Annotated in this window: 21 protein-coding genes; 5 read left to right on the plus strand and 16 right to left on the minus strand. The window is 75.1% G+C overall.

The annotated features are described in order from the left end of the window. Nucleotides 1-180: 180 nt before the first annotated feature. The 3 genes from ruvC to ABD990_RS10665 all read right to left on the minus strand — a co-directional run bounded on the left by ruvC (nucleotide 181) and on the right by ABD990_RS10665 (nucleotide 1,842). Nucleotides 181-783, minus strand: a complete 603-nt coding sequence (ruvC, locus tag ABD990_RS10655) for a crossover junction endodeoxyribonuclease RuvC (protein ID WP_345380147.1) — start codon at nucleotides 781-783, stop codon at nucleotides 181-183. 139 nt (nucleotides 784-922) lie between these two features. Continuing rightward, the gene (locus ABD990_RS10660; RefSeq protein ID WP_345380148.1) at nucleotides 923-1,345 is read right to left on the minus strand and encodes a VOC family protein; all 423 of its coding nucleotides are present in this window, start codon (nucleotides 1,343-1,345) and stop codon (nucleotides 923-925) included. Next, on the minus strand, nucleotides 1,342-1,842 hold the full coding sequence (locus tag ABD990_RS10665; RefSeq protein ID WP_345380149.1) for a helix-turn-helix transcriptional regulator: 501 nt from the start codon (nucleotides 1,840-1,842) through the stop codon (nucleotides 1,342-1,344). Before ABD990_RS10665 ends, ABD990_RS10660 begins: the two co-directional genes overlap by 4 nt. Nucleotides 1,843-1,889: 47 nt before the next feature. Between ABD990_RS10665 and ABD990_RS10670 the strand changes: the two genes are divergently transcribed. Both ABD990_RS10670 and ABD990_RS10675 read left to right on the plus strand, forming a co-directional pair. Further along, a complete protein-coding gene (locus ABD990_RS10670; protein ID WP_345380150.1) occupies nucleotides 1,890-2,465 on the plus strand; it encodes a molybdenum cofactor biosysynthesis protein in 576 nt (191 codons plus the stop codon). Between the two features lie 85 nt (nucleotides 2,466-2,550). Continuing rightward, on the plus strand, nucleotides 2,551-3,579 hold the full coding sequence (locus ABD990_RS10675; RefSeq protein ID WP_345380152.1) for an NAD(P)-dependent alcohol dehydrogenase: 1,029 nt from the start codon (nucleotides 2,551-2,553) through the stop codon (nucleotides 3,577-3,579). 84 nt (nucleotides 3,580-3,663) lie between these two features. Here the strand turns inward: ABD990_RS10675 and ABD990_RS10680 are convergent, their stop codons facing one another. The 5 genes from ABD990_RS10680 to ABD990_RS10700 all read right to left on the minus strand — a co-directional run bounded on the left by ABD990_RS10680 (nucleotide 3,664) and on the right by ABD990_RS10700 (nucleotide 10,984). Then, nucleotides 3,664-4,266 (minus strand): P-loop NTPase family protein, encoded by a 603-nt coding sequence (locus tag ABD990_RS10680; RefSeq protein ID WP_345380153.1) that lies wholly within the window; start codon nucleotides 4,264-4,266, stop codon nucleotides 3,664-3,666. Between the two features lie 47 nt (nucleotides 4,267-4,313). Further along, nucleotides 4,314-7,127: a DNA polymerase I gene (gene polA, locus ABD990_RS10685; RefSeq protein ID WP_345380154.1), complete on the minus strand. Its 2,814-nt coding sequence runs from the start codon at nucleotides 7,125-7,127 to the stop codon at nucleotides 4,314-4,316. Between the two features lie 82 nt (nucleotides 7,128-7,209). Further along, nucleotides 7,210-9,585 (minus strand): galactose oxidase-like domain-containing protein, encoded by a 2,376-nt coding sequence (locus tag ABD990_RS10690; RefSeq protein ID WP_345380155.1) that lies wholly within the window; start codon nucleotides 9,583-9,585, stop codon nucleotides 7,210-7,212. 153 nt (nucleotides 9,586-9,738) lie between these two features. After that, the gene (locus ABD990_RS10695) at nucleotides 9,739-9,972 is read right to left on the minus strand and encodes a hypothetical protein (RefSeq protein WP_345380157.1); all 234 of its coding nucleotides are present in this window, start codon (nucleotides 9,970-9,972) and stop codon (nucleotides 9,739-9,741) included. Nucleotides 9,973-10,231: 259 nt separating this feature from the next. Further along, nucleotides 10,232-10,984 (minus strand): YebC/PmpR family DNA-binding transcriptional regulator, encoded by a 753-nt coding sequence (locus ABD990_RS10700; RefSeq protein ID WP_345380159.1) that lies wholly within the window; start codon nucleotides 10,982-10,984, stop codon nucleotides 10,232-10,234. A 279-nt stretch (nucleotides 10,985-11,263) separates the two neighbouring features. Between ABD990_RS10700 and ABD990_RS10705 the strand changes: the two genes are divergently transcribed. Beyond that, a complete protein-coding gene (locus tag ABD990_RS10705) occupies nucleotides 11,264-11,593 on the plus strand; it encodes a hypothetical protein (RefSeq protein ID WP_345380161.1) in 330 nt (109 codons plus the stop codon). Here the strand turns inward: ABD990_RS10705 and ABD990_RS10710 are convergent. From ABD990_RS10710 to ABD990_RS10730, 5 genes are read right to left on the minus strand one after another with little or no spacing between them, the layout of a single operon-like run. Beyond that, nucleotides 11,590-11,877, minus strand: a complete 288-nt coding sequence (locus ABD990_RS10710) for a zf-HC2 domain-containing protein (protein ID WP_345380162.1) — start codon at nucleotides 11,875-11,877, stop codon at nucleotides 11,590-11,592. The two genes, ABD990_RS10705 and ABD990_RS10710, sit on opposite strands and share 4 nt — an antisense overlap. Continuing rightward, entirely contained in the window at nucleotides 11,874-12,473 is a 600-nt protein-coding gene (locus ABD990_RS10715; RefSeq protein ID WP_345380163.1) for an RNA polymerase sigma factor, read from the minus strand. Before ABD990_RS10715 ends, ABD990_RS10710 begins: the two co-directional genes overlap by 4 nt. An 18-nt stretch (nucleotides 12,474-12,491) precedes the next feature. Beyond that, the gene (locus ABD990_RS10720) at nucleotides 12,492-13,667 is read right to left on the minus strand and encodes a cation:proton antiporter (RefSeq protein ID WP_345380165.1); all 1,176 of its coding nucleotides are present in this window, start codon (nucleotides 13,665-13,667) and stop codon (nucleotides 12,492-12,494) included. A 10-nt stretch (nucleotides 13,668-13,677) separates the two neighbouring features. Further along, nucleotides 13,678-15,597: a thiamine pyrophosphate-binding protein gene (locus tag ABD990_RS10725; RefSeq protein ID WP_345380166.1), complete on the minus strand. Its 1,920-nt coding sequence runs from the start codon at nucleotides 15,595-15,597 to the stop codon at nucleotides 13,678-13,680. Next, complete coding sequence (locus ABD990_RS10730) at nucleotides 15,594-17,261, minus strand: glutamate synthase-related protein (protein WP_345380168.1); 1,668 nt, start codon at nucleotides 17,259-17,261, stop codon at nucleotides 15,594-15,596. Before ABD990_RS10730 ends, ABD990_RS10725 begins: the two co-directional genes overlap by 4 nt. Before the next feature lie 130 nt (nucleotides 17,262-17,391). Here ABD990_RS10730 and ABD990_RS10735 point away from each other — a divergent pair, with 130 nt between their 5' ends. After that, nucleotides 17,392-18,000: a hypothetical protein gene (locus ABD990_RS10735; RefSeq protein WP_345380169.1), complete on the plus strand. Its 609-nt coding sequence runs from the start codon at nucleotides 17,392-17,394 to the stop codon at nucleotides 17,998-18,000. 3 nt (nucleotides 18,001-18,003) lie between these two features. Here the strand turns inward: ABD990_RS10735 and pdxT are convergent, their stop codons facing one another. Next, on the minus strand, nucleotides 18,004-18,636 hold the full coding sequence (gene pdxT, locus ABD990_RS10740) for a pyridoxal 5'-phosphate synthase glutaminase subunit PdxT (protein ID WP_345380171.1): 633 nt from the start codon (nucleotides 18,634-18,636) through the stop codon (nucleotides 18,004-18,006). Nucleotides 18,637-18,814: 178 nt separating this feature from the next. Next, on the minus strand, nucleotides 18,815-20,224 hold the full coding sequence (locus tag ABD990_RS10745) for an NAD-dependent malic enzyme (RefSeq protein WP_345380172.1): 1,410 nt from the start codon (nucleotides 20,222-20,224) through the stop codon (nucleotides 18,815-18,817). A gap of 168 nt (nucleotides 20,225-20,392) precedes the next feature. On the opposite strand from ABD990_RS10745, the gene ABD990_RS10750 reads away from it, so the two are divergent. Continuing rightward, complete coding sequence (locus ABD990_RS10750; RefSeq protein WP_345380173.1) at nucleotides 20,393-22,516, plus strand: elongation factor G-like protein EF-G2; 2,124 nt, start codon at nucleotides 20,393-20,395, stop codon at nucleotides 22,514-22,516. Nucleotides 22,517-22,735: 219 nt separating this feature from the next. On the opposite strand, the gene ABD990_RS10755 is transcribed toward ABD990_RS10750, so the two are convergent. Beyond that, the gene (locus ABD990_RS10755) at nucleotides 22,736-24,211 is read right to left on the minus strand and encodes an SDR family oxidoreductase (protein WP_345380175.1); all 1,476 of its coding nucleotides are present in this window, start codon (nucleotides 24,209-24,211) and stop codon (nucleotides 22,736-22,738) included. Between the last annotated feature and the right edge of the window lie 29 nt (nucleotides 24,212-24,240).

Genomic DNA, 24,240 nt, shown 5'->3' on the forward strand with positions numbered 1-24,240 from the left:
CCCGTCCGCTCCCCCGCCCCTCGGCGTGTCCGCAGGAGCCGCTTCCGCGAGTCGGGCCCTGAGCTTCCGCGAGTCGCGCTCTGAGCTTCCGCGAGTCGGCGGTCTCGGGGTCTCGAGTCGCACCTGTCCGTCGTCTCCCGGGATCGCCCATTCAGTCACCCGGGACAGCCGACCCGCGGGTCAGCGGCGGCGGGTGACCTCGGCGAGGCGCTCCCGCTTCTGCCGCTCCTTCTGGGCGGCGGCGAGGCGGGCCTTGTGCGCCTTGGCGATCTCGGCGGCCCGCCGTTCCGCCTCCGCCATCCGCGTCATCATCGGGGCACGCCAGCAGTGGCAGATGGCGAGGGCGAGCGCGTCCGCGGCATCGGCGGGACGCGGTGCCTCGGCCAGCCCGAGCACGCGGGTCACCATCGTGGTGACCTGCGCCTTGTCCGCGCGGCCGGCGCCCGTCACGGCGGCCTTGACCTCGCTCGGGGTGTGGAAGGCGACCGGCAGCCCGGCCCGCGCGGCGACGAGCGCGACCACGCCGCTGGCCTGCGCGGTCCCCATGACGGTGCGGACGTTGTGCTGGCTGAACACCCGCTCGACCGCCACCACGTCCGGCCGGTGCCGCGCGATCCAGCGCTCCACCTCGTCCGCGACCACGAGGAGCCGCCGGTCCACCGGCAGGTCGACGTCGCTGCGCACCACGCCGACGTCCACGCACGCCACCTGACGCCCGCCGTCGCCGTCGACCACGCCGAGGCCGCACCGGGTCAGCCCCGGGTCGACTCCGAGCACCCGCACACGCGCTCCCCTCACCGGCTCGCGCCGCACGCTACCGGCGCGGGCCCCGGCCCCGGTCGGTGGCGCGCCGCCCGCGCACGAGACGAGCACCACGGCCGTCCACCCCCGATGGGACAGCCGTGGTGCTCCTGGGGCCGGGTCAGTCCGAACGCCGCTGACAGAGGCTGAACCAGTTGCCCGAGTCGTCGACGAAGACCGCCTCGATCCCGTACGGCCGATCGGCCGGCGGCTGCAGGAACTCGACGCCGCGGGCGACCAGCTCGGCGTGGGTGGCGTGGCAGTCGTCGGTCGCCATCACGCCCGTGCCGAGCGCCCCCTTCGCGACGAGCTCGCGGATCTGGCCGGCCGTCGACGGGTCGTGCCCCATGGCGGGGTCGGCGAGGATCAGCTCCTGCTCGGGACGGTCCGGCGGGCCGACCGTCAGCCAGCGGATGCCGCCCTCGGACTCCGGGCCCATCACGACGTCCGTGCGCACCTCGAAGCCCAGCTTCTCGGTGTAGAAGGTCCTGGCCGAGTCCTGGTCGAGGACCCAGACGGTGGTGTGCGACATGCGGTCGATCACGGTGTTCCCTCCTCGGCGAGTGGTTCGGGGGAACCGTAGGACCGGGCGCCGTCCGTGGGCTTCTCCGTGCTTGCGGTGTCCGGCGCGGACGGCGTCGGCGGGCGGGCCCAGCTCATGAGGAAACACCCGGGGATCGGGGGCGGTCCACCGCGGCGCACGTGCTCCTCGCGGTACGCGCTGGGGCTCAGTCCGACGAGCTCGGTGAAGCGGCTGCTGAAGGAGCCGAGGCTGGTGAACCCGACGAGGTGGCAGATCTCGGTGACCGTGAGGTTCGCCGAGCGCAGCAGGTCCTTGGCCCGTTCGACCCGCCGCCGGGTCAGGTAGGCCGCGGGCGTCTCCCCGTAGGCGGCGCGGAAGGCGCGGGCGAAGTGGAAGCGCGAGAACCCCGCCGCCGCGGCCATGGCGTCCAGGTCCAGCGGCTCGGCGTAGTCGCGGTCGATCAGGTCACGGGCGCGCCGGACGTACGCGACCGGGGGCCGGGACGTGCCGCGGGTCATGGCGCCATGGTGGCATCACGGGCCCGGCGGGTGGGCATCACCGTGGGGTGGAGGAGACGACGGCGGACGCGCCCGGGCGGATCCCCGTCGAGATCGTCGAGCTGGTCGCCTCGCCGGTGCACGCGTACGAGGGCCGCCCGGCCGACGGGCCGCGCGCCGATCCCGAGGACCCGCGGAAGGACCGCGTCGAGGTGCGGGCAGGGCTCGGCGTGGTCGGCGACCGGTACTTCCAGCATGCGGCGCACCGTCGGGCGTCGGTCACCCTGCTGTCGGGGGAGGCGCTCGACGCCGTCGCGGCCGAGCTCGGGGCCCCGCCGTTCGACCCCGTGCTGGCCCGGCGGACGGTGGTCCTGCGCGGCGCCGCGGTCGACGCCCTGGCCGGGTCCGGCGCCGAGTTCACGCTCGACTCCGGCGACGGTCCCGTCCGCTTCCGTGCGCACCGTGCGGCGCACCCGTGCCGGTGGATGGACGTCGTGCTGGCACCCGGCGCCTTCAAGGCGCTCCGTGGGCACGGCGGGGTGCGCTGCGAACCCCTGTCCGACGGCGTGCTCCGCCGCGGCGCCGCCATCCTCACCGTGCCGGCCGATCTGGCCGATCTCGTCGCCCCGGCCGCGCAGGTCTGAGAGCCCGGAGTACGTCGAATTGCGTACTACCGCACCCCGACACGCGGTGTGACCCTCGACGCACTCCGACGTCAGGGAGGTCCCGATGCGGGCCGTGCGGCTGCACTCCTACGACAAGCCACCCCAGCTCGACCAGGTGCCGGAGCCGGAGGTCGCCGGCGCCCACGACGTCCTGGTCCGGATCGCCGGCGCCGGCCTCTGCCGGACCGACCTGCACATCCGGGACGGCTGGTTCGCCCCGGCCGTGCCGACGGAGCTGCCGCTCACGCTGGGCCACGAGAACACCGGCGTGGTCGAGGCGGTCGGGCCGGAGGTGCAGGCGGTCGCGCCGGGCGACACCGTGATCTGCCACCCGCAGCAGAGCTGCGGCACCTGCGGGGCCTGCCGCATCGGCGACGACATGCGTTGCGCCCGGGGCCTGTCCTTCACCGGCCTCACGCGAGCGGGCGGGTTCGCGGACCTGCTGCTCACCACCGATCGCGGCGTGCTCCCGCTGCCGGAGGGTCTGGATCCCGTCGACCTCGCCCCGCACGCCGACGCCGGTCTCACCGCCATGCACGTCACGCGCAAGGCCGTGCCCCTGCTGGGGCCGGGCACCACGGTCGCGGTGGTCGGCGTCGGCGGGCTCGGTCACATCGGCATCCAGTGCCTGCGGGCCCTGACGGCCGCCACGGTCGTGGCGGTCGACCCCGATCCCGACGCCCGCGCCCTCGCCACCGAGTCCGGGGCGCACCACGTCCTCCCGGTCGACGGCCGCGAGGTCGATGCGGTCCGCGACCTGACGGACGGGTCGGGCGCCCAGGCCGTGATCGACTTCGTGGGCGAGGGCGAGGCCGTCGGCACCGCGCTGTCGATGGTGCGGCCGCGCGGCACCTACTTCGTCGTCGGCTACGGCGGCGAGCTGCGGGTGCCGACGTTCGCCCTGGTCCTGCCCGAGATCAGCGTGGTGGGCAACGCCGTCGGGACGTTCGACGACCTGCGCGAGCTCGTCGCGCTCGCGGCGGCGGGCGGGGTCACGGTGCGGGCCCGCCGGTACCCGCTGGACGCCTTCGCCGACGCCTTCGCGGACCTGGAGCACGGCCGGATGCACGGCCGCGGGGTCCTGGTGCCCTGACCCGGGCGCGACTCGCCGAAGCCCACAGCGCGACTCGCCGAAGCCCACAGCGCGACTCGCGCGGCGGGGACGCCCGGCTCGGGGTCAGGGGGTGCCGGTGCTCCCGGCGGTGCGGGGGTCGTCCGTGGTGAGGGCGGCGACGGGGCCGGCGAGCCAGTACGCCACCTCGCGGCGCGACCGCAGCCGCACGACCGGCAGCTCGGGCCGGCGCTCCTGCGCCTGCGCCACTCGGACGGCGGCCTCGGCGTGGGTCCGCCACGCCCAGCGGACGATGTGGTCCGGGTCGGTGAGGAAGGTCCGGAAGGACGGCTCGACGTTGCCGTTCCACAGCACCTGCCGGCGCACCCGCCGCGCGACGGTCCGCGGCACGATCTGCCGCATCACCGCCGCGCGTGGCAGGTCGAGCCACACCAGCAGCTCCGCCCGCGGCAGCACGAGCGGCCGGGCGAGCGAGTAGCCGTACTCGGTGATCCACTCCTCGCCCGCGGCCAGCGCGGCGACGTCTGCGGCGAACTCGGGCCGCGGCACCCAGTCCGGCCCGTGGTACAGGCCGTCGAGTTCGGTGTACGGCAGGCCCAGCCGCGCCTCGAGCGCACGGCCCAGGGTCGACTTGCCGGAGCCGGAGCATCCGGTGACGAGGATGCGGCGGGGCCGCACGGGCACGGGGTCCGACGGGCCGAGCAGCACCGCGCCATCCTGCTGCGCCCCGCCCGCTGCCGCACCCGGGTTCCGGGTCAGTGCGCCGCGTCGTCCCAGCTGCGGCCGTAGCCCACCGACACCTCGAGCGGCACGGACAGCGTCTCGGCCGCGCCCATCTCGCGGCGCACCAGCTCCTCGACCGCCTCGCGCTCCCCCTCGGCCACCTCGAGCACCAGCTCGTCGTGCACCTGGAGCAGCATCCGGCTGCGCAGCGAGCCCGCGGACAGCGCGCCGTGCACGTTGAGCATCGCGACCTTGATGATGTCCGCCGCGCTGCCCTGGATCGGGGCGTTGAGTGCCATGCGCTCGGCCATCTCCCGGCGCTGGCGGTTGTCACTGGTCAGGTCGGGCAGGTACCGGCGGCGGCCCAGCATGGTCGCCGTGTAGCCCTCCTTGCGGGCCACGTCGACGATCGAGCGCAGGTAGTCCCGCACCCCGCCGAAGGTCTCGAAGTAGTCCTCCATCAGCGCCCGGGCCTCCTCGGTGGAGATCCGCAGCTGACCGGAGAGGCCGAACGCCGAGAGCCCGTAGGCCAGCCCGTAGTTCATCGCCTTGATCTTGGCGCGCTGCTCCGGGGTGACCTCGTCCGCCGCCACGCCGAACACCTTCGACGCGGTCTCCGAGTGGAAGTCCCGCTTCGAGTTGAACGCCTCGATCAGCGCCTCGTCCTCCGACAGGTGCGCCATGATCCGCATCTCGATCTGGCTGTAGTCGGCGGTCATCAGCTCGCCGTAGCCCGCGCCGACCACGAAGGTCTCGCGGATCCGGCGCCCGGCCGCGGTGCGGATCGGCACGTTCTGCAGGTTCGGGTCGGTCGACGACAGCCGGCCGGTCGCCGCGATCGTCTGGCTGTAGGTGGTGTGGATCCGCCCGTCCGCCGCGATCGACTTGAGCAGCCCGTCGACCGTGACCTTCAGCCGCGTCGCGTCCCGGTGCTGCAGCAGGTGCATCAGGAACGGGTGCTCGGTCTGCTCGTACAGGCTCTGCAGCGCGTCCGCGTCCGTGGTGTAGCCGGTCTTGGTGCGCTTGGTCTTCGGCATGCTCAGCTCGTCGAACAGCACGACCTGCAGCTGCTTCGGCGAACCGAGGTTGATCTCCTTGCCGATCACCTGGTAGGCGGCCTGCGCCGCGTCCTTGACCTGCGCGGAGAACTCGGCCTCGAGCGACGCGAGGTGGTCCCGGTCCACGGCGATGCCGGCGTACTCGAGGTCGGCGAGCACGAACGCCAGCGGCTGCTCCAGCTCGAGCAGCAGCCGGGTCTGCTCCTTCTCGGCCAGCTCCGCGCCCAGCGCGTCGGCCAGCTCGGCGACCGCCGACGCCGACACCATCTCGGCCTCGGCGTGCTGCGCGTCGGCCTCCTCCTCGCCGCCGAGCAGGGACAGCTGGCCGTCGCCCTCGCCGCCCTCCATGGCGAGCTCCCGCCGGAGGTAGCGCAGGGCCAGGTCGGCGAGGTCGAAGCTGCGCTGCCCGGGCCGGGCGAGGTACGCGGCGAGCGCGGTGTCGCTGGTCAGCCCCGCGAGGGTCCAGCCGCGGGCGCGCAGCGCGTGCAGCACCGCCTTGACGTCGTGCGAGGCCTTGGGCACGGACGGGTCCGCCAGCCACTCGCCCAGGGCGGCCTCGTCGTCCGGCTCCAGCTGCCGCACGTCGAGGTACCCGGCCACCGGGACGCCGGCCTCGGCGCCTTCGGCCCGGTCCTCCAGCGTCGGCTCGCCGGTGGCCAGCGCGATCCCGGTGAAGTCCCGCTCCGTGATCCCGCCGGTGACCCCGGAGAACGCGACGCCGACCCGCCGCCCGTCCCGCGCGTGCTCGGCCAGCCAGGTCCGCACGGTGCCGGGCGCGACGGTCCCGCCCTGCACGTCGAAGCCCGACTCGGCCTCCGGCTCGGCGCTCTGCAGCGTGGCGAACAGCCGCTCGCGGAGCACCCGGAACTCCAGCTCGTCGAACAGCCGGTGCACCGCGTCCCGGTCCCAGGGCCGCACCTCGAGCTCGGCGGGCGCGGTGTCGAGCGGCACGTCCCGCACCAGCTCCGTGAGCTGGCGGTTCATCAGCACGTTGGCCAGGTTGGCGCGCAGCGCGTCCCCCGCCTTGCCCTTCACCTCGTCCACCCGGTCGGTCAGCTCGCCGAGCGAGCCGAACTCGCGGACCCACTTCGCCGCCGTCTTCTCCCCCACGCCCGGGATGTTCGGCAGATTGTCGCTGGGGTCGCCGCGCAGCGCCGCGAAGTCCGGGTACTGGGTCGGGGTGAGCCCGTAGCGGTTGTCGACCTCCGCCGGGTCGATCCGCCCCAGGTCCGACACGCCGCGCTTCGGGTAGAGCACGGTGACGTTGTCGGTGACCAGCTGGAACGCGTCCCGGTCCCCGGTGGTGATGAGCACCTCGAACCCCTGCGCCTCCGCCTGCGTGGCCAGGGTGGCGATGATGTCGTCCGCCTCGAAGCCCTCGACGGCGAACACGGGGATGTTCAGCGCGCGCAGGACCTCCTTGATGAGGTCGACCTGGCCGCGGAAGTCGTCCGGCGTGGTGGTGCGGTTGGCCTTGTAGTCCGCGTACCGCTCCGCGCGGAAGGTCTTGCGCGAGACGTCGAACGCCACGGCCAGGTGCGTGGGCTGCTCGTCGCGCAGCTGGTTGATGAGCATCGACGTGAAGCCGTAGACCGCGTTCGTGGTCTGCCCCGTGCCCGTGCGGAAGTTCTCCGCGGGCAGGGCGAAGAAGGCCCGGTAGGCCAGGGAGTGACCGTCGAGCAGCAGCAGGCGCTTGCCCTCGGGGCGGCCGGGCGCGCCGGACTTCCCGGTGCTCGCGGCGGACTTCCCGGCGGCCGGCGTGGCGGGTGACTTCGTGGCGGGGCTCATCGGGGGCGAGTCTAGGACCGGGCACCGACAGTTCCCGGCGAGCCTCCGGCTCCACCCGGCGCCGTCCCCGATCGGGCGGATCTCACCCCAGCCGCACCCACTCGCCCCGCGAGGGGACGCCCGCCTCGGACAGGAGGAACAGCAGGTACCAGCCCGGCGGCGCGTGCCGGCGCTCCGGCAGCCGCACGGTCAGCCGGACCGTGCCCCGGGCGAGGACCGGCAGGTCGACGAGCCGCTGCTCGGCCTCCGCGGAGTGGGTGGTCGCGCCGGGGCGCAGCAGGGCCGCGGAGGCGATGGCGCCGGGGTCCCCGGTGGCGACGTCCAGCGTCTCCCCGAACCCGACCTCCGTCTCGGTGGGCACGCAGCCCGGCGGCGTGCCGCGGAACAGGTACGGCGGCCAGTAGACCTCGATCCGCAGCTCCTCGGTCTTGCGCGCGGGGTTCGAACCCGCGGTGACCACCCGGCCGTCGGGCATCAGCAACGCCACCGAGTGGTAGAGCCGCGGCACCCGCGAGGCCGCGCCCATCGCCCAGGTCCCGGTCCCGGGGTCGTAGAGCTCGGCCTCGAGCGCGGCGTCGGCGGCCGACTCCTCCATCATCGACCCGCCGTTGACCAGCACCGTCCGGTCCGGCAGCAGGGTCGCGCAGAGGTGCATCCGGGGCATGGCGAGCGAGCCGGTGGCGACGTAGCGGGGCGCGGCCGCCTTCAGGTCGACCACCGCGGCGGAGCCCGTCGCACCGGTCATGTCGTGCATGTCCCACGGGCCGCCGCCGACGATCAGCACCCGCTGGTCCTGCGCGGGCGGCAGCAGCACGCTCGCGGCCTGGTTGCGGGCCTGCGGCACCGGCAGGCCCTCGACCGGCACCGTCGCGTTCGTCGCGAGGTCCCAGGCCGCCGGCCGCTCGCCGTTGTTCGGGCCGTACTGGCCCCCCGAGTAGAAGACCCGGCCGTCGTCGAGCAGGAACAGGTGCGCGTACATCGGCCAGTTCGGCGACGGTGCGAGCGTGGTCCAGCCCGCTCCGTCCCGGTAGATCTCGGGGTGGGTGTTGAGCTGGGAGGTGCCGTCGAGCCCCGACACGGCGAGGACCCGCCCGTCCGCGAGCGTCACGAGGGTCGGGTACCAGCGGCCGCCGGCCATGCCCGGCACCGCCACCCACGCCCCGGTCGTCCCGGTCGGCGAGTCCGGGTCGGGCGGGCCCTCGTCCGGCTCGAACACGACGGCCTGGCGCAGGCCCAGGAACGGGTCGTACCGCTCGGTCCCGCCGGCGGCGAGCAGCCGGCCGTCGGCCAGGAAGGCGTGCCCGCAGCAGAACAGGTCGATCGGCGTGGCCGGCCTGCTCATCGCGTTCGACGGGTAGTGCCAGATCGCCGTGCCGAACCGGCCCGCGGCCGCGTTGTCCGGGTCGTTGCTCGACCCGGCGAAGAAGGCGACGGAGCCGGTGTGCAGCAGCGCGGCGTGCACCGCGAGCACCCCGGAGTCCCGCTCGAGCAGCCGCCAGACGCCCATCTCGGCGCCCATGTCCCGGTCCGTCATCAGGTCGGACACCCGGTACCAGCCGCTGCTCGCGCCCACGGGCGCGTCGACGGCCAGCGTGACCAGGTGCGGCATGCCCCGCGCCCCGAGCGGCACGAGGGCCAGCGCGGCGTCGGAGTTCTCCCAGAACCCCCAGCCGGGCAGCCGCTCCCACGGCCCCCAGCCGTCGACGCTGCGCCCCGCCTCGAGCCGCCAGCCGACGCTGACGTACCCCACGTTCTCCCCCGCGGGGTTGTCGACGGCGAGGACGATCAGCTCCGGCCTGCCGTCCCCGTCGAGGTCGGCCACGGCCACCCCGGCGCCCTGGTTCTCCCAGCCCCACCAGGCCGGGACCTCGGCCCAGTCCCGCCACCCCGTGACGACGCCGTCCGGCCCCAGCGGGCCGCTGCTGTAGAAGCCGTGGTTCTGCCCCTCCGGCGCGTCGACGCACAGCACGACGAGGTCGGGTCTGCCGTCCCCGTCGACGTCGGCCACCGCGATGTCCGCGCCCGTGTTCTCCCAGGAGGGCCAGTCCGGCACCGCCGTCCAGCCCGTCCACCCGCCGGTCACCGCGCCGTCGGCGTCGAGGTCCCGGCCGATCCGGTAGAAGCCGCCGTTCGGCCCGTCCGGCGCGTCGACGGTGAACACGACCAGGTCGAGCATGCCGGTGCCGGTGACGTCCGCGAGCGCGATCCCCGCGCCCTGGTTCTCCCAGAACCCCCAGTCCGGCACCGCCTGCCAGGGGCTCCACGGGCCGCGCACCCGGCCCTCGTCGTCGAGCCCGTGGCCGACCCGGTACCAGCCGGCGTTCGCGCCGGGCGGCGCGTCGACCACGAGGACGACGACCGAGCGTCCGCCGTCGCGGGCGAGGTCGCCGACGGCGACCCCGGCGCCCGCCGCGGGACCCGCGAACCAGTCCGGGACCGCGGTGAAGTCCGTGTCCACGTGCCCTCCCGAGGCCGCGCCGAGGCGTCACGACTCCGGAGGAGCCGGTCACCCTAGGTGATACCGCGACCTCGACCCCGCTGGCCAGAGGCGCTCGCCCGGTGGACCGCGGCGACCACCCGTGCCCGGACGGTGACGGCGCCCCGCCGAGGCTCACGCCAGGTCCTCCGGCGGTGGCCCCAGCATCTCGCGCACGGCCTCGCAGCCCTCCTCGGTGATCAGCTGGTCGACGTACTGCTCGCGGAGGATCTTGAACTCCACCGGCTCGTCCTCGTGCACGACGATCCGGTCGGGCCCGTGCTGGGCCGCGAGAGCGTTGACCGCCTCCTTGACCTCGTTGAAAGACGCGTCCAGCTCGTCGGCCAGCTCCCGCATCCGCTTGATCATCCGTGCCTCCGGTTCCGCCGTGCGCCGCCACGTCCCCGGCGCTCGTCACCCGACCGGATAACCCGCCCGGGCTCCGTCACCCACCCGAGTTCCTCGAGCCGGCGGCACGGCCGGGCTCGGGGCCCGAGAACGACGACGGCGCCGCCCCGATGGGGACGGCGCCGTCGAACGGGGGCGCGGGTCGGCCGACCTCGGCCGTGACCTCGTCGGAGACGTGGACGTTCGGCGCGGCCGCCGAAGCGGACTCCGACGTCTCCGCTCAGGCGTTCACTTCCTCGAGGACCGCGTCGGAGACGTCGAAGTTCGCGTAGACGTTCTGGACCTCGTCCGAGTCCTCGAGGGCCTCGATCAGCCGGAAGACCTTCTTGGCGGCCTCGGCGTCGAGCTCGACCTGCATCGAGGGCAGGAAGGTCGGGTCGGCCGAGTCGTAGTCGATGCCGGCCTCCTGCAGCGCCGTGCGCACCGCGATCAGGTCGGTGGCCTCGGAGACGACCTCGTAGCTGTCGCCCAGGTCGTTGACCTCCTCGGCGCCGGCCTCGAGGACCGCCATGAGCACGTCGTCCTCGCTCAGCTCGCCCTTGGGCAGCACGACGACGCCCTTGCGGGTGAACAGGTACGCGACGGAGCCCGGGTCGGCCATGGTCCCGCCGTTGCGGGTCATCGCGGTGCGCACCTCGGTGGCCGCGCGGTTGCGGTTGTCCGTGAGGCACTCGATCAGCAGCGCGACGCCGTTCGGGCCGTAGCCCTCGTACGTGATCGTCTGGTAGTCCGCGCCGCCGGCGTCGGCACCCGAGCCGCGCTTGACCGCGCGGTCGATGTTGTCGTTGGGCACCGAGCTCTTCTTCGCCTTCTGGATGGCGTCGTAGAGCGTCGGGTTGCCGTCGGGGTCACCGCCGCCGGTCCTGGCCGCGACCTCGATGTTCTTGATCAGCTTGGCGAACATCTTGCCGCGGCGGGCGTCGATGACGGCCTTCTTGTGCTTCGTCGTCGCCCATTTGGAGTGGCCACTCATCGGCTGCCCCGTCCTTCCTGAACTCGCGCGTGTGCCCGCGACGCGGTCAGGCGGGCACGCAGGGCCCGCGCGGGGCTCCTGCCGGATCCTCCCGATGGTACCGGCGGGCCCGTCACCGGCACGGACACCCCGCTGCGGCCCGTGTTCATCACATGCGCGGCCCGGTTCGTTACTCGCCGACCGGGTAACTCACCGGCGTCGGTGAAAGTCCGGGCCGCGCGTTCACGTTCGCGGCGGCTCGTGCGATGTCACCGGTGAAGGACGCCGAGGGGGTGCGAGATGGGGAAGCACAGCATGCGGGGCCGTGAGCGGTCCGCGGCGCGGCTGGGGTGGGCCGCGGCGGGCGCCGCCGTGTTCGCCACCGGAGGCACCGCCGTCGGGACGCTGTTCACCGGCACCGCCACCGCCGACACCCCGCTCACGGTCACGATCACCGGCACGTCCGCGCCGCTCTACACCTGCGACCTGCAGTCCCCGCCGGAGTTCGGCGACCCCGCCCACCCGGACGAGATCACCAACCGGGCCTGCGGGTACACCGACGACCAGGGCCGGCAGCGGTCGTTCGACCCCTGGATCGACGGCCAGCTGCTCGACGCCGAGGGGCGCTAACCCCGCCGGTCCCGGAAGGCCGCCAGCAGGGTCGCGGTCGCCTCGGGCGACAGGGTCTCGACGGGCACGTGTCCCAGTGCGCCGATCGTGGCCCGCATCTGGGCGAGGTACGCCGCGCAACCCGGGCACAGCGCCAGGTGCGCGTCGACGACGGCGGCGTCCGCGGCCGGCAGGGCCCCCTCCAGGTAGTCCGTGAGGAGTTCGACGAGGTCGGCGCAGGCGAGCGCGACGGCGGCGGCGCGGAGCGCCTCGGGCGAGGACCGGGGGTCGTCGGGGCCGCTCACGCGATCGCCTCCTCCAGCAGCCCGCGCAGCCGCGACCGCGCGCGGTGCAGCAGCACCCGCTGGTTGGCGGGGGTGAGGTCGAGCAGTGCGCACACCTCCTCGGCGTCGAGGCCGTGCACGTCCCGCAGCTCCACGACCGCACGCTGGCGGTGGGGCAGCTCGGCGAGCGCGCGGTCCAGGAGACCACGGAACTCGGCGGCGAGCACCTCGGGCTCCGGGCCCCACTCCACGGGGGCGGCCTCGGGCCGCCAGTGCCCGGGGTACTCGTCGTCCTCGCCGCGGAACCGGTCGGGGTCGACGCTCGGCCGGGCGAGCTCGACGACCTGGCCGGCCTCCGCCCGGCCGCGGCGGCGCGCGGTGTTCACGAGGATCGTGAACACCCAGGTCCGCAACGACGACCGGGCCGCGAAGCCGTCGAGCCCGCGCACCACGGCCAGCCAGGCCTCCTGCACGACCTCCTCCGCCGAGGCGTGCGTACGGACGTGCACCCGGGCCAGCCGCAGCATCGACGGCGACCAGGTGCGGACGACCTCCGCGAAGGCCTGCTCGTCGCCCTCGCGCAGGCGCTCGACCAGCTCCGGGTCCGCGACCGGCACCGGGGCACCGTAGCCGCCTCAGACCGGGGCGGGAACCGGCCGCGGCAGCAGCGCGAGCGCGACCGCGGGCAGGACCAGCACCGACACGAGACCGGCCGCGACGAGCGCCGCCCCGGTCGCGGGGTCCAGCAGCCCCATCTCCTCGCCGATCTGCGCCGTGGCGAGCAGGAACGGCAGCGACGTGGCCTGGAGCAGGCCGACCGCCACGACCTCCCGCCGCCCGAGCTCCCGGCGGAACACAAGCGCCGGCAGGCCCCGCACCACCAGCAGGGCGGCCAGGAACAGCGGCACCGCCGCCAGGGCCGCGGGGTGCGCGAGGAGCCCGCGCAGGTCCAGGGTGAGCCCGCTCGTCACGAAGAAGACGGGCACGAGCAGGCCGAAGCCGACCGCCTCCAGCTTCACCGGGTACCGCGGGTGGCTCCGCTCCGGGTCCGGGTCGAGCGCGCGGACGAGGAGCCCGGCGAGGAAGGCGCCGAGGATGGCCTCGAACCCGAGCGCCTCGGCCGCGAGCGTCAGCCCGGCCACCAGCAGCACGGTCAGCCGGACGCGCAGCTGCGCGCTGGTGTCGGCGAGCCGCGTGACCAGGGCCGACACACGTGCGGAGTGCTCCACCCCGACGACGACCAGGGCCACGGCCCCGAGACCCGCCAGCAGCAGCGCGAGGAGCAGCAGCCGGCCGGCGAGCGGGGTGTCCCCGCCGGAGAGGCCGACGGACAGCAGGACCACCGCCGCGACCTCCCCCGCCGAGGCGCCCGCGATCGCCAGCCGCCCGACGGGCCGGTCGCGCACCCCGGCGTCCCCGAGGACCGGGACCACGAGCCCCAGCGAGGTGGCCAGCAGGGCGACGCCGACGAGCGGGGCGCCCCGGACCCCGGCGGCCTGCAGCACCGCGGCCACCGCGACGGCGGCGACGACGGAGACCCCGAGCGAGAGCCCGACGCGCCGGCCGAGGGTCCCGCGGAACCGCCGCAGGTCGACCTCGAACCCGGCGAGGAACAGCAGGAAGGCGAGCCCGAAGACCGCGAACGCCCGCACGGTCGCGTCGGGTTCGATCCAGCCGAGCACCGCCGGGCCGAGCACGATCCCCGCGACGATCTCCACCAGCGGCCCGGGCAGCGGCAGCCCGGGGACGAGGCCGAGCAGCAGCGGCACGCCCGCCGCGACGGCGAGCACGAGCACCAGGTTCCCCGACATCACGCGGCCCTCACACCAGCTCGCCGTCCGCGTGGACGTGCAGCAGGGCCGGGCCGTCGGCGGCGAACAGCTCCTTCATCCCGGCGTCGAGCTCGTCCGCCCGGTACACCGGGATGCCGACGGCGCCGCACAGCCGCGCGTAGCCGGCGAAGTCCGGGTTGACCAGGGAGGTCTGCCAGACCGGGAGGTCGCCCGCGAGCTGCTCCTTGCTGATCTTGCCGAGCGCGCCGTTGTCCAGCAGGACGTGCTTCACGGGGATGCCGTACCGGACGGCCGTGGTCAGCTCGGCGAGGTACTGGCCGAAGCCGCCGTCGCCGGTCACCGCGACGACCGGCCGCCCGGGCTCCGCGGTCCAGGCGCCCAGCGCGGCCGGGTAGCCGAACCCGATCGATCCCAGGTAGCCCGACATCAGCACCGGCTGCCCGGCGCTCTCGAAGTACCGGCCGAAGCTGTAGGCGTGGTTGCCGACGTCGACGGCGATCACCGCGTCGGGCGGGCAGTGCGCCGAGAGCGCCGCGAACACCGCCGCCGACGCGACCCCGCGCCCGCGGTCGTCGGCCGCCCGGCGCGCCTTCTCCGCGCGCCAGATCCGCCACCGGGCGGCGACGTCCGGGCGTTGGTCGACGGCGACGGGCTCCCCGAGCCGGTCGGCCAGTGCCCGGACGGTGACGGCCGCGTCGCCGAGCAACCCGACCTCGACGCCGTGGAACCGCCCGATCGCCGACGGCACGTCGTCGACCTGCACGATCGGCTTGTACGACGCGATCCCCGTGTGGTTGGCGAACGACGCCCCGACGACGAGCAGCAGATCGGCCTCGTTCATCAGCCAGGACGCGACGGGGGTGCCGGACCGGCCGAGCACCCCGGCTCCGAGCGGATGCGTGTCGGGCACCAGGCCCTTGGCGCGGAAGGTGGTGAGCACCGGCGCGCCCAGCCGCTCGGCCAGGGCCCGCAGGTCGGCGGCGGCTCCCCGGGCCCCCTGACCGGCGACGACCACGGGGCGGCGGGCGGTGCGCAGCCGGACGGCCGCCGCGTCGAGCTCGGCCTCCGGCGGGGTCACGGCAAGACCGGCGCGCCGGCCGGCCGGGACCCCGGCCGGCGCGTCCGAGGGCAGGTCCTGCACCTCGTCCGGCAGCACGAGGTGGGCGACCCCCCGGGCGTCCACCGCGTGCTTGACGGCCGTGGCGGCCAGCTCGGCGTGGTCCGACCCTGCGTGCACGGTCACCGTGGACACGGCGACGTCCCGGAAGGCCGCGGAGAGGTCGAGGTCCTGGAAGGCGCCGCGGCCCAGCACGGACGACGGGACCTGGCCGGAGATCGCGAGCACCGGGGCCCCGTCGAGCTTCGCGTCGTAGAGGCCGGTGAGCAGGTTCGTCGAGCCCGGGCCGGCGATGGCGAGGCAGGCGGCGGGGCGGCCGGTCAGCTTGCCGTAGGCGGAGGCGGCGAAGGCGGCCGCGCCCTCGTGCCGGATGCCGACGTACCGCAGCTCCCCGCGGGCCTCGGCCCGCCGCAGCGCCTCCGCGAACCCGAGGTTGGAGTGCCCGACCATGCCGAACACGGTGTCGACGCCCCAGGCGACGAGGGTCTCGACCAGCACGTCGGAGACGCTGCGGGGCCGCTCGGCAGGCTCGGGCAGCGCCACCCACACCCCGTCCGTGCGGTGCTCGACGGGGTAGGCGAGCGGCGCGTCGGAGAAGCCCTCCGGCGGGCGCCCGGTCGTCGGGTCGTAGTCGTAGCCGTGCCAGGGGCAACGGAGCAGGCCGTTCTCGATCGACCCCTCCCCCAAGGGCCCGCCCTGGTGCGGGCAGTGGTTGTCCAGCGCACCGATCCGCCCGCCGCAGCGTGACAGCGCCACGGTCCGCCCGTCGACGACGGCGGTCCGCACCCGGCCCTCGTCCGGGAGCTCGTCGAGCCTGTGCCAGAGCGTCATCGGGTCACCCCCGCGTAGTGGACGCCGACCAGCTCGGCGACGTCGCGTTTCCAGCTCGTGAGGTCCTTCGGCGTGAAGTGCGACAGCGAGTCGTGCCCGCAGGCCCGGGCCAGCACCACCATCAGCTCGGTCAGCGCGCCCAGGTAGCGGGTCAGCTGCTCGGCCGCCCGCTGCACCGGGAGCCGGGCGCGCAGGTGCGGCTTCTGCATGGCGATGCCCATCGGGCAGTTGTCGGTGTGACAGGCGCGCATGCCGACGCAGCCGATGGCCTGCAGCGCCACGTTCGACACCGCGATCGCGTCCGCCCCCAACGCCAGGGCCTTCACCATGTCCTGGGCCCGCCGGAACCCGCCGGTCGCGACGAGCGTGACCTCCCGGGCACCCGCCAGGTCGAGGTGCCGCCGGGCGCGGGCCAGCGCGGCCATGGTCGGCACGCTGATCGTGTCGCGGAAGATCGTCGGCGCGGCGCCGGTCCCGCCGCCGCGGCCGTCGAGGATCACGTAGTCCACGCCCAGGTCGAGCGCGGCGTCCAGATCGGCCTCGACGTGCTGGGCGGACATCTTCACCCCGACCGGGATCCCGCCGGAGCGCTCCCGGACCCGGTCGACGAGGGCGCGGGCGTCGAGCAGCGTGGTCCAGTCCGTGAACCGGGCCGGGGAGACGGCCGAGGTGCCCTCGGGCAGGCCGCGGACCTCGGCGATCCGCCCGACGACCTTGTGCCCGGGCAGGTGCCCGCCGGTGCCGGTCTTGGCGCCCTGGCCGAGCTTGAGGTGCAGGGCCTGCACCCGGTCGAGGCAGGCCTCGTCCCAGCCGAAGCGGCCCGAGGCCAGCTCGTAGAGGTAGCGCGAGCACTCGGCCTGCTCCTCGGGCAGCATCCCGCCCTCGCCGGAGCAGATCGCGGTCCCCGCGCCCTCCGCGCCGCGGGCCAGCGCGGTCTTCGCCTCCGCCGAGATCGCGCCGAAGCTCATGTCCGACACGAACACGGGGATCTCCAGGCGCAGCGGACGCGCCGCGGCGGGGCCGAGGGTCACGGCGGTGTCGACCGGCTCGTGGTCGAGCATCGGGAAGCGGTGCAGCTGCGCGGTGAGGATCTGCAGGTCGTCCCAGCTGGGCAGGTCCGGGCGCGGCACGCCCATCGCGGCCACCTGCCCGTGCGCCCCGGAGAGACCGTTCTTCGCCAGCCGGTGGATCTCGGCGACGTAGGGCTCCTCCGGCGTGTCCTGGTGCGGGTCGTCGAACAGCCGGTCGTAGGTCGACGCGACGCGCCGCCCGGGCCGCCGCGCCCGGTAGTCGGCGAGCTCGGCCGCGTCCACCAGGACCTCGCCGCCGGCGACGTGGGAGGTGAACTTGTAGAGCCGCTCCGCCGGGTTGTACGCCGAGACGCCGGTGTCGAGCCGGTAGTCCCAGCCGTGCACCCCGCAGACCAGGTTGCCGCCGTCGACCCGGCCGTCGGCGAGCAGCGCGCCGCGGTGCGGGCAGCGGCCCTCGAAGACGTGCGCCCGGCCGCCGCGCCGCACCACGACGAGGTCGATCCCGTCGGCCTCGGCGTGCGCGGGCCGGTCGTCGACCAGCCGGTCCCAGCGGATGATCGGCAGGGCGTCCGGGACGGGGTGTGCGGCCGCGACCGTGGTGCTGCCCGTGGCCGTCTGCGTGTCCGTGTGCATGTAACGCTCCCGCCTCCGTCCGACACTGGTGGCAGCACAGAGCGCGCCGGGGCGGCCGGCGTTACACGATCGGCGGGACGGGCGGGAGGCCGGCGGCATGAACAACAGGGGCAGCAGGGACGAGCGGTGGATGGCGACGCGACGGGCACTGCACGCGGTGGCCGAGTCGGTGATCGCGGGACCGCAGTACCGGACCGCGGGCACCATCCGGCTGCGGGTGACACCCGGCGGGTTCGGCGGACTCGTCGCGCCGCTGCGGGTGGAGGGCGCGGAGCTGGTCTGGCCGGACGGGCGCGTGCCGCTGGCAGGGACCTGCCGGCAGCTCGCCGACGCCGCCGGGGTGCCGGTCGGCCCGCCGGAGGGCCTCTACGCCGACGGGTCCGGGGTGGGCCCGGACGAGCCGGTCGTCGTCGACGCCGACATGGCCGCCGACCTGGCCGACTGGTTCGCCCGGGGCGAGCAGGCGTTGCGCTGGTTCGGCGACCCGGTGCTCTGGCCGGAGCACTTCGACCTCGGGGTCGCGGCCGACCGGGTCAACTACGGGATCTCCCCCGGCGACGCCGCGCACCCGGCCCCGTACGCCTACGTGGGGCCCTGGGAACCGCGGCGCGGGCCGTTCTGGAACGCGCCGTTCGGGGCGCTGCGGCCGGCCGCCGAGCTGCCGGACGCCGACGCGCTCGGTGCCTTCCTCGCCGAGGGGCGCGCGGCGGCGGAGCGGGATCCGGTCGCGACCGGGTGAGACTCAGCCCTGCCGGACGATGTCCGCGAAGAGGGCGTGCACCCGGCCGTCGCCGGTGAGCTCGGGGTGGAAGGCGGTGGCGATCACCGCGCCCTGCCGCACCGCGACCGGGCGCCCCGCGGCCGCCCCCGCGTCCTCACCGGAGCTGGTGACGGCGGGGACCTCGGCCAGCACCTCGACGTCGTCGCCGGTCTTCTCGACCCAGGGCGCGCGGATGAACACGGCGCGGACCGGGCCGCCCTCGACACCGGTGAAGGGCAGGTCGGTCTCGAACGAGTCGACCTGGCGGCCGAAGGCGTTGCGGCGCACCACGACGTCGAGGCCGCCGAGCTGCTTCTGGTCCGGCCGGCCGTCGAGCACCTCGCCGGCGAGCAGGATCATGCCGGCGCAGGAGCCGTAGGCGGGCATCCCGTCGGCGATGCGCTCCCGCAGCGGGTCGAGCAGCTCGAAGACCTCGAGGAGCCGGCTCATCGTGGTCGACTCGCCGCCCGGGATCACCAGCCCGTCGACGGCGGCCAGCTCGGCCGGGCGGCGGACCGGGACGGCCTTCGCGCCGGTCGCGCCGAGGGCGGCGGCGTGCTCGCGGACGTCGCCCTGGAGGGCCAGGACGCCGATGGTCGGGGAGGCTCCGGTCACTGCTCGATCACCACGTCTACCAGGGTAGACGGTGAGACGCCGGACCTCCGTCGCCCGGGCCCGGAGGTGCCGCGACTCACGGCCCGCGGCCCCCGGAACTCCCGACTCGCGCGGCCGGAACTCCCGACCCGCGGGAGCCCACAGCGCGACTCGCGGGAGCCCACAGCGCGACTCGCGGCTACTGGCCGGCGGCGACCTCGCCCGCCCGGGCGGCCTCCTGGGCGGCGTGCCGGACGGCCTCGGCGACGGCGGGCGCGACGGAGGGATCGAACACGCTGGGCACGATGAACGACGCGTTGGGCTCGGTCACCACGTCCGCGATCGCCGCCGCGGCCGCGAGCAGCATGCGGTCGGTGATCTCGTGGGCGTGCGCGTCGAGCAGGCCGCGGAACACCCCGGGGAAGGCCAGCACGTTGTTGATCTGGTTCGGGTAGTCCGAGCGGCCCGTGGCGACGACGGCGGCGTGGTGCATCGCGACCGTCGGGTCGATCTCCGGGTCCGGGTTGGCCAACGCGAACACGATGGCGTCGTCGGCCATCGTGGCGGCCTCCTCGGCCCCGAACAGGTTCGGCGCGGAGACGCCGATGAACACGTCCGCGCCCACCAGCGCGTCGGCCAGCGAGCCCTGCTTGCCCTGGTGGTTGGTCTGCGCGGCGATCGAGGCCAGGTTCTCGTCGAGGCCCGGACGGTCGGGGTGCACGATCCCGTCGATGTCCACGGCGAGCACGTCGCCGGGCTTCTCGGACTGCAGCAGCCGGATGATCGCCGACCCCGCGGCACCCACCCCGCACACCACGATCGTGCAGTCGGTGATCTTCTTGCCCACCACGCGCAGCGCGTTGCGCAGCGCCCCGAGCACGACGACCGCGGTGCCGTGCTGGTCGTCGTGGAAGACCGGGATGTCGAGCATCTCGCGCAGCCGGCGCTCGATCTCGAAGCAGCGCGGCGCGGCGATGTCCTCCAGGTTGATCCCGCCGTAGGCCGGGGCGATCACCTGCACCGTGCGGATGATCTCCTCGGTGTCCTGGGTGTCCAACGCGACGGGCCAGGCGTCGACGCCGGCGAACCGCTTGAACAGCGCCGCCTTGCCCTCCATCACCGGCATCGCCGCGGCCGCGCCCAGGTTGCCCAGGCCCAGCACCGCCGACCCGTCGGTGACCACGGCGACGGTGTTGCGCTTGATGGTGAGCCGGCGCGCGTCGGACGGGTTGGCCGCGATCGCCTGGCAGACCCGGGCGACGCCGGGGGTGTAGGCGCGCGAGAGGTCGTCCCGGTTGCGCAGCGCGACCTTCGACTGCACCTCGAGCTTGCCGCCGAGGTGGATCAGGAAGGTCCGGTCGGACACCTTGCGCACGTGCACGCCGGGCACCGCGCCGAGCGCGGCGGTGATCTCCTCGGCGTGGTCCTGGTTGAGGGCGTTGCAGGAGATGTCGACGACGATCGTGGCCGTCCGGGCTTCGACGACGTCGAAGGCCGTCACGACCCCGCCGACGTTGCCGACCGCGACGGCCAGATCACCGGCGGCGCTCGCGGAGGCCGGGGCCTCGACGCGGACGGTGATGGCGTATCCGGGACCGGGTATGGGCACGGCCTCCGACCCTACTCGGGGCCGTCGCGTGACCACGCTCGCGTCGCCACCGGATTGGGCAAGGCTTGAGGTGGACCCTGTGCGCGGGGTTGTGCCCGCGCCCGGAGGGGAGTGGAATCGCCTGTGACCCGCAGCACATCGAGGTGCACCCCCGCGGAGGTGGTCGCAGTGACCGTCAGATCGGACCCCAAGACCGGCCAGCGCAGAGCATCCGACGGGATCGGGGTACCGGTCACCGATCCCGCGCTGATCCGGAACGTCGCGCTCGTCGGACCGTCCGGGTCGGGGAAGACGACGCTGGTGGAGGCGCTGCTCGCGCACACCGGCGTGATCCCCCGGCAGGGCAGCGTGCTCGACGGGACGACGGTGTGCGACCACGACCCGGCCGCCGTCCGCCAGCACCGGTCCGTCACGCTCGCCGTCGCGCCGATCCGGCACGGCGGCCTCAAGATCAATCTCATCGACACCCCCGGGTACGGGGACTTCGTCGGGGAGCTGCGCGCCGGCCTGCGGGCCGCGGACGCCGCGCTCTTCGTCGTCCCCGCCATCGCGGGCGCCGACGGCGAGGGCATCGACCCCGGCACGATCGCGCTCTGGCAGGAGTGCGCCGCCGTCGGGATGCCCCGGGCGCTGGTCGTCGCGCGGTGCGACCAGGCGCGGGCCGACGTCGAGGCGACCCAGGTCGCCTGCCAGGAGGCCTTCGGCGGGGTGTCGCCGCTGTACCTGCCGATCGAGGGCGACCTCTACGGCCTGCTCAGCCAGAGCCCCGAGGGCGCGGCGCCGCCCGGGGCCGAGGAGGCCCGGGCCACGCTGATCGAGGGGATCATCGAGCAGTCCGAGGACGAGTCGCTCATGGAGCGCTACCTCGGCGGCGAGGACATCGACACCGCGGTGCTGGTCGACGACCTGGAGACGGCCGTCGCGCGCGGGGCCTTCCACCCCGTCGTCCCGGTGTGCGCGGCCAGCGGGGTGGGGCTCGACGCCCTGCTCGAGCTGCTCTCCGGGGGTTTCCCGTCGCCGCTGGAGCGCCCGCTGCCCGCGGTCTCGACGATCGACGGCGGCCCGCACGACCCGCTCACCGCCGACCCGGAGGGCCCGCTCGCCGCCGAGGTCGTGCGCACCTCGGCCGACGCCTACGTCGGGCGGGTGTCGCTGGTCCGGGTCTTCTCCGGGACGCTGCGGCCGGACACGTCGGTGCACGTGAGCGGGCACGTCCCCGCGCCGCGCACCAGCCCCGAGGACGCCGGCGCGTTCCCGCCCGGGCACGACTCCGACGACCGGCTGAGCCACCTCTACACCCCGCTCGGCTCCAGCCTGCAGGAGACCGAGGCGTGCGTGGCCGGGGACATCTGCGCGCTGACCAAGCTGTCCGGCGCCGAGACCGGGGACACCGTGTCCGACGCGGACCATCCGCTCCTGCTGCGCGCCTGGGACCTGCCCGAGCCGCTGCTGCCGATCGCCGTGGTGGCGAAGGACCGCAGCGACGAGGACGCGCTCGCCCGCACGCTGGGCAAGCTGGTCGCGGCCGACCCCGGGCTGATCCTCGAGCGCAACCCGGAGACGCACCAGACGGTGCTGTGGTGCACCGGTGAGGCCCACGCCGACGTCGTGCTGTCCCGGCTGCGGGAGGCCGGCGCGAACGTCGAGACCGAGCCGGTCCGGGTGCCGATGCGGGTCACGCTCGACCACAAGGCGAAGGTGACCGGCCGGCACGTCAAGCAGTCCGGCGGGCACGGCCAGTACGCGATCTGCCACGTCGAGTTCGAGCCGCTCCCCCGCGGGTCCGGCTTCGAGTTCAGGTCCGCCGTGGTGGGCGGGTCGGTGCCGACGCAGTACGTCCCGAGCGTGGAGAAGGGGATCCGGGCGCAGCTCGAGCGGGGCCTCACGGCGCCGTCGGAGGGCCCGGACGCGCCGCCGCACCCGGTCGTCGACGTCCGGGCCACGCTGGTCGACGGCAAGGCGCACAGCGTCGACTCGTCCGACGCGGCCTTCCAGACCGCCGGCGCGCTCGCGCTCCGCGAGGCCGCCGAGGCCTGTGGGGTGACGCTGCTGGAGCAGGTCGACGAGGTCGCCGTCACGATCCTCGACGACCACCTGGGCGTCGTCCTCGGCGACCTGTCGTCGCGCCGCGGGCGGGTGCTGGGCACCGAGCCGACCGGCACGCCGGGGCGCACCGTGGTCCGCGCCGAGGTGCCGGCCGAGGAGCTGCTGCGCTACGCGGTCGACCTGCGGGCGATGACCTCGGGAACGGCCACCTTCACCCGCGCCTTCGCGCGGTACGGGGAGCGCTAGGCGACTCGCGGCCGTCGCGAGCGGTGCCGGCGGGCGCCGCTCGCGACGGCTCGGGGCGGACCAGGCGGGACCGTCAGGGGCCGGGCCGGCCGGGCGCAGCCGTTGCGGGGAGCGGACGGCTGCGCGAATGCTCTCGGTGACGGCGCGGGCCGGTCAACCCGGGAAATCTCACGCTACGCACCGGTAACGATCGGTGTGCGCGTAACGATCTCGGTGCGGTCACCTTGTTCCTGCGGGCTGCGCTGCGCCGTTCGGCCGTGTCGGCTGCGTCGCCCGGCGCTCCGCCGCGAAGGCGATCATCCGGGCCATCACGCCGAAGACGAGATCGTGCCCGGGCTTCTGCGCGTACCAGTAGACACGTCCCGCGAGCCCGCGGGGACGGAACGTGACGGTCTGGGTGTAGCGGCTCGTGCCCGTCCCCGTGGGCTCCACCGTCATCCGCAGCCGCGCGACGCCCGGCAGCCGCGTCTCGGCGCGCAGCGCGAGGGCGCTCCCCGGCTCGACCTCCTCGACCCGCCACCAGTCCAGCGGCGCGCCCGGTTCGAGCCGGGCCGGGCGGCCGCGGCGCAGCCCGACGCCGCCGACCAGGCCGTCGAGCCGCTGCCGCAGCTCCCACGCCCCCGGGACGGTGTGCCAGCCCTCGTCACCGCCGAGCCCGGCGACGACGGACCAGAGCACCTCCGCGGGCGCCTCGACCTCCTCGACGTGCCGGCCCGTCAGCGCGGGCGGGCCCGAGCCCGCCGGATCGGTGGCCGCCGGTCCCGCGGAACCGTCCTCGGCGAGCGCCCGGCGCACCGCCTCCCGGTACGGGGTCGGACCGCCCGGCGGATCCCCGACCAGCGAGGACAGGTCCGACTCGCGGCAGACCAGGTCGTAGGCCATCGACTCCAGCAGCGGCCCGGCGAGCGCCCGGTCGACCGGGGTCAGCGCCTCGACCGCCCGGGCGCCGAGCCGCGGCGCCGCGACCGGCACGGGCACGGTGAGGGCGCGGGCGAGCCCGGCCTCGCGGGCGTACCCGCGCAGCAGCTCGACGTAGCTGAGGGCCTCGGGCCCGCCGACGTCGAACGCCCGGTCCACCTCCGGCGCCAATCCCAGGCACGCGGTGATCCAGTGCAGGACGTCGTCGACCGCGATCGGCTGCACCCGGTTCCAGGCCTGGTCCGGCAGCGGGAGCACGGGCGGACCGCCGAACACGGTCTCGGCGAGGTGGCGGATCATCTCGAAGCTCGCCGACCCCCGCCCGACGACGATCCCGGCCTGCAGCACCGCCGTCGGCACCGGGCCGGCCAGCAGGATCTCACCGACCTCGTGCCGCGAACCGAGGTGCGCGGAGGTGTCGCCCCCGTCCGCCGCCCCGGCCGGCTGCAGCCCGCCCAGGTAGACGATTCGCCGCACCCCGCCGGCGGCGGCCGCCGTCGCCACGGCCCGGGCGGCGGCCCGGTCGCGGTCGGCGAAGTCCGGCCCGTCCATGGAGTGCACCAGGTGGACGACGGCGTCGGCGCCACGGCACGCCGCGCCGGTCGCGACGGGATCGGGCACGCTCCCCCGCACGACCTCCACGCGGTCGGCGAAGCCGGTGCGGGCCAGCCGCTCGGGGGAGCGGACGAGACACCGGACCGCGTGGTCCTCCTCGAGCAGTCGCGGCACGAGCCGCGTGCCGACGTAGCCGGTCGCTCCGATCACCAGAACTCGCACCGCCCGATCGTCCCCGACGACCGCCCGGA

It is taken from the genome of Pseudonocardia yuanmonensis (assembly GCF_039542425.1).
Lineage (GTDB): Bacteria > Actinomycetota > Actinomycetes > Mycobacteriales > Pseudonocardiaceae > Pseudonocardia > Pseudonocardia yuanmonensis.

What these genes read in the sequence shown, in the direction of transcription:
- polA (WP_345380154.1), bottom strand. Translation starts at nt 7,127, where the DNA reads ATGAGCCCCGCCACGAAGTCACCCGCCACGCCGGCCGCCGGGAAGTCC.
- ABD990_RS10675 (WP_345380152.1), top strand. Translation starts at nt 2,551, where the DNA reads ATGCGGGCCGTGCGGCTGCACTCCTACGACAAGCCACCCCAGCTCGAC.
- ABD990_RS10705 (WP_345380161.1), top strand. Translation starts at nt 11,264, where the DNA reads ATGGGGAAGCACAGCATGCGGGGCCGTGAGCGGTCCGCGGCGCGGCTG.
- ABD990_RS10665 (WP_345380149.1), bottom strand. Translation starts at nt 1,842, where the DNA reads ATGACCCGCGGCACGTCCCGGCCCCCGGTCGCGTACGTCCGGCGCGCC.
- ABD990_RS10730 (WP_345380168.1), bottom strand. Translation starts at nt 17,261, where the DNA reads ATGCACACGGACACGCAGACGGCCACGGGCAGCACCACGGTCGCGGCC.
- ABD990_RS10735 (WP_345380169.1), top strand. Translation starts at nt 17,392, where the DNA reads ATGGCGACGCGACGGGCACTGCACGCGGTGGCCGAGTCGGTGATCGCG.
- ABD990_RS10695 (WP_345380157.1), bottom strand. Translation starts at nt 9,972, where the DNA reads ATGATCAAGCGGATGCGGGAGCTGGCCGACGAGCTGGACGCGTCTTTC.
- ABD990_RS10725 (WP_345380166.1), bottom strand. Translation starts at nt 15,597, where the DNA reads ATGACGCTCTGGCACAGGCTCGACGAGCTCCCGGACGAGGGCCGGGTG.
- ABD990_RS10720 (WP_345380165.1), bottom strand. Translation starts at nt 13,667, where the DNA reads ATGTCGGGGAACCTGGTGCTCGTGCTCGCCGTCGCGGCGGGCGTGCCG.
- ABD990_RS10700 (WP_345380159.1), bottom strand. Translation starts at nt 10,984, where the DNA reads ATGAGTGGCCACTCCAAATGGGCGACGACGAAGCACAAGAAGGCCGTC.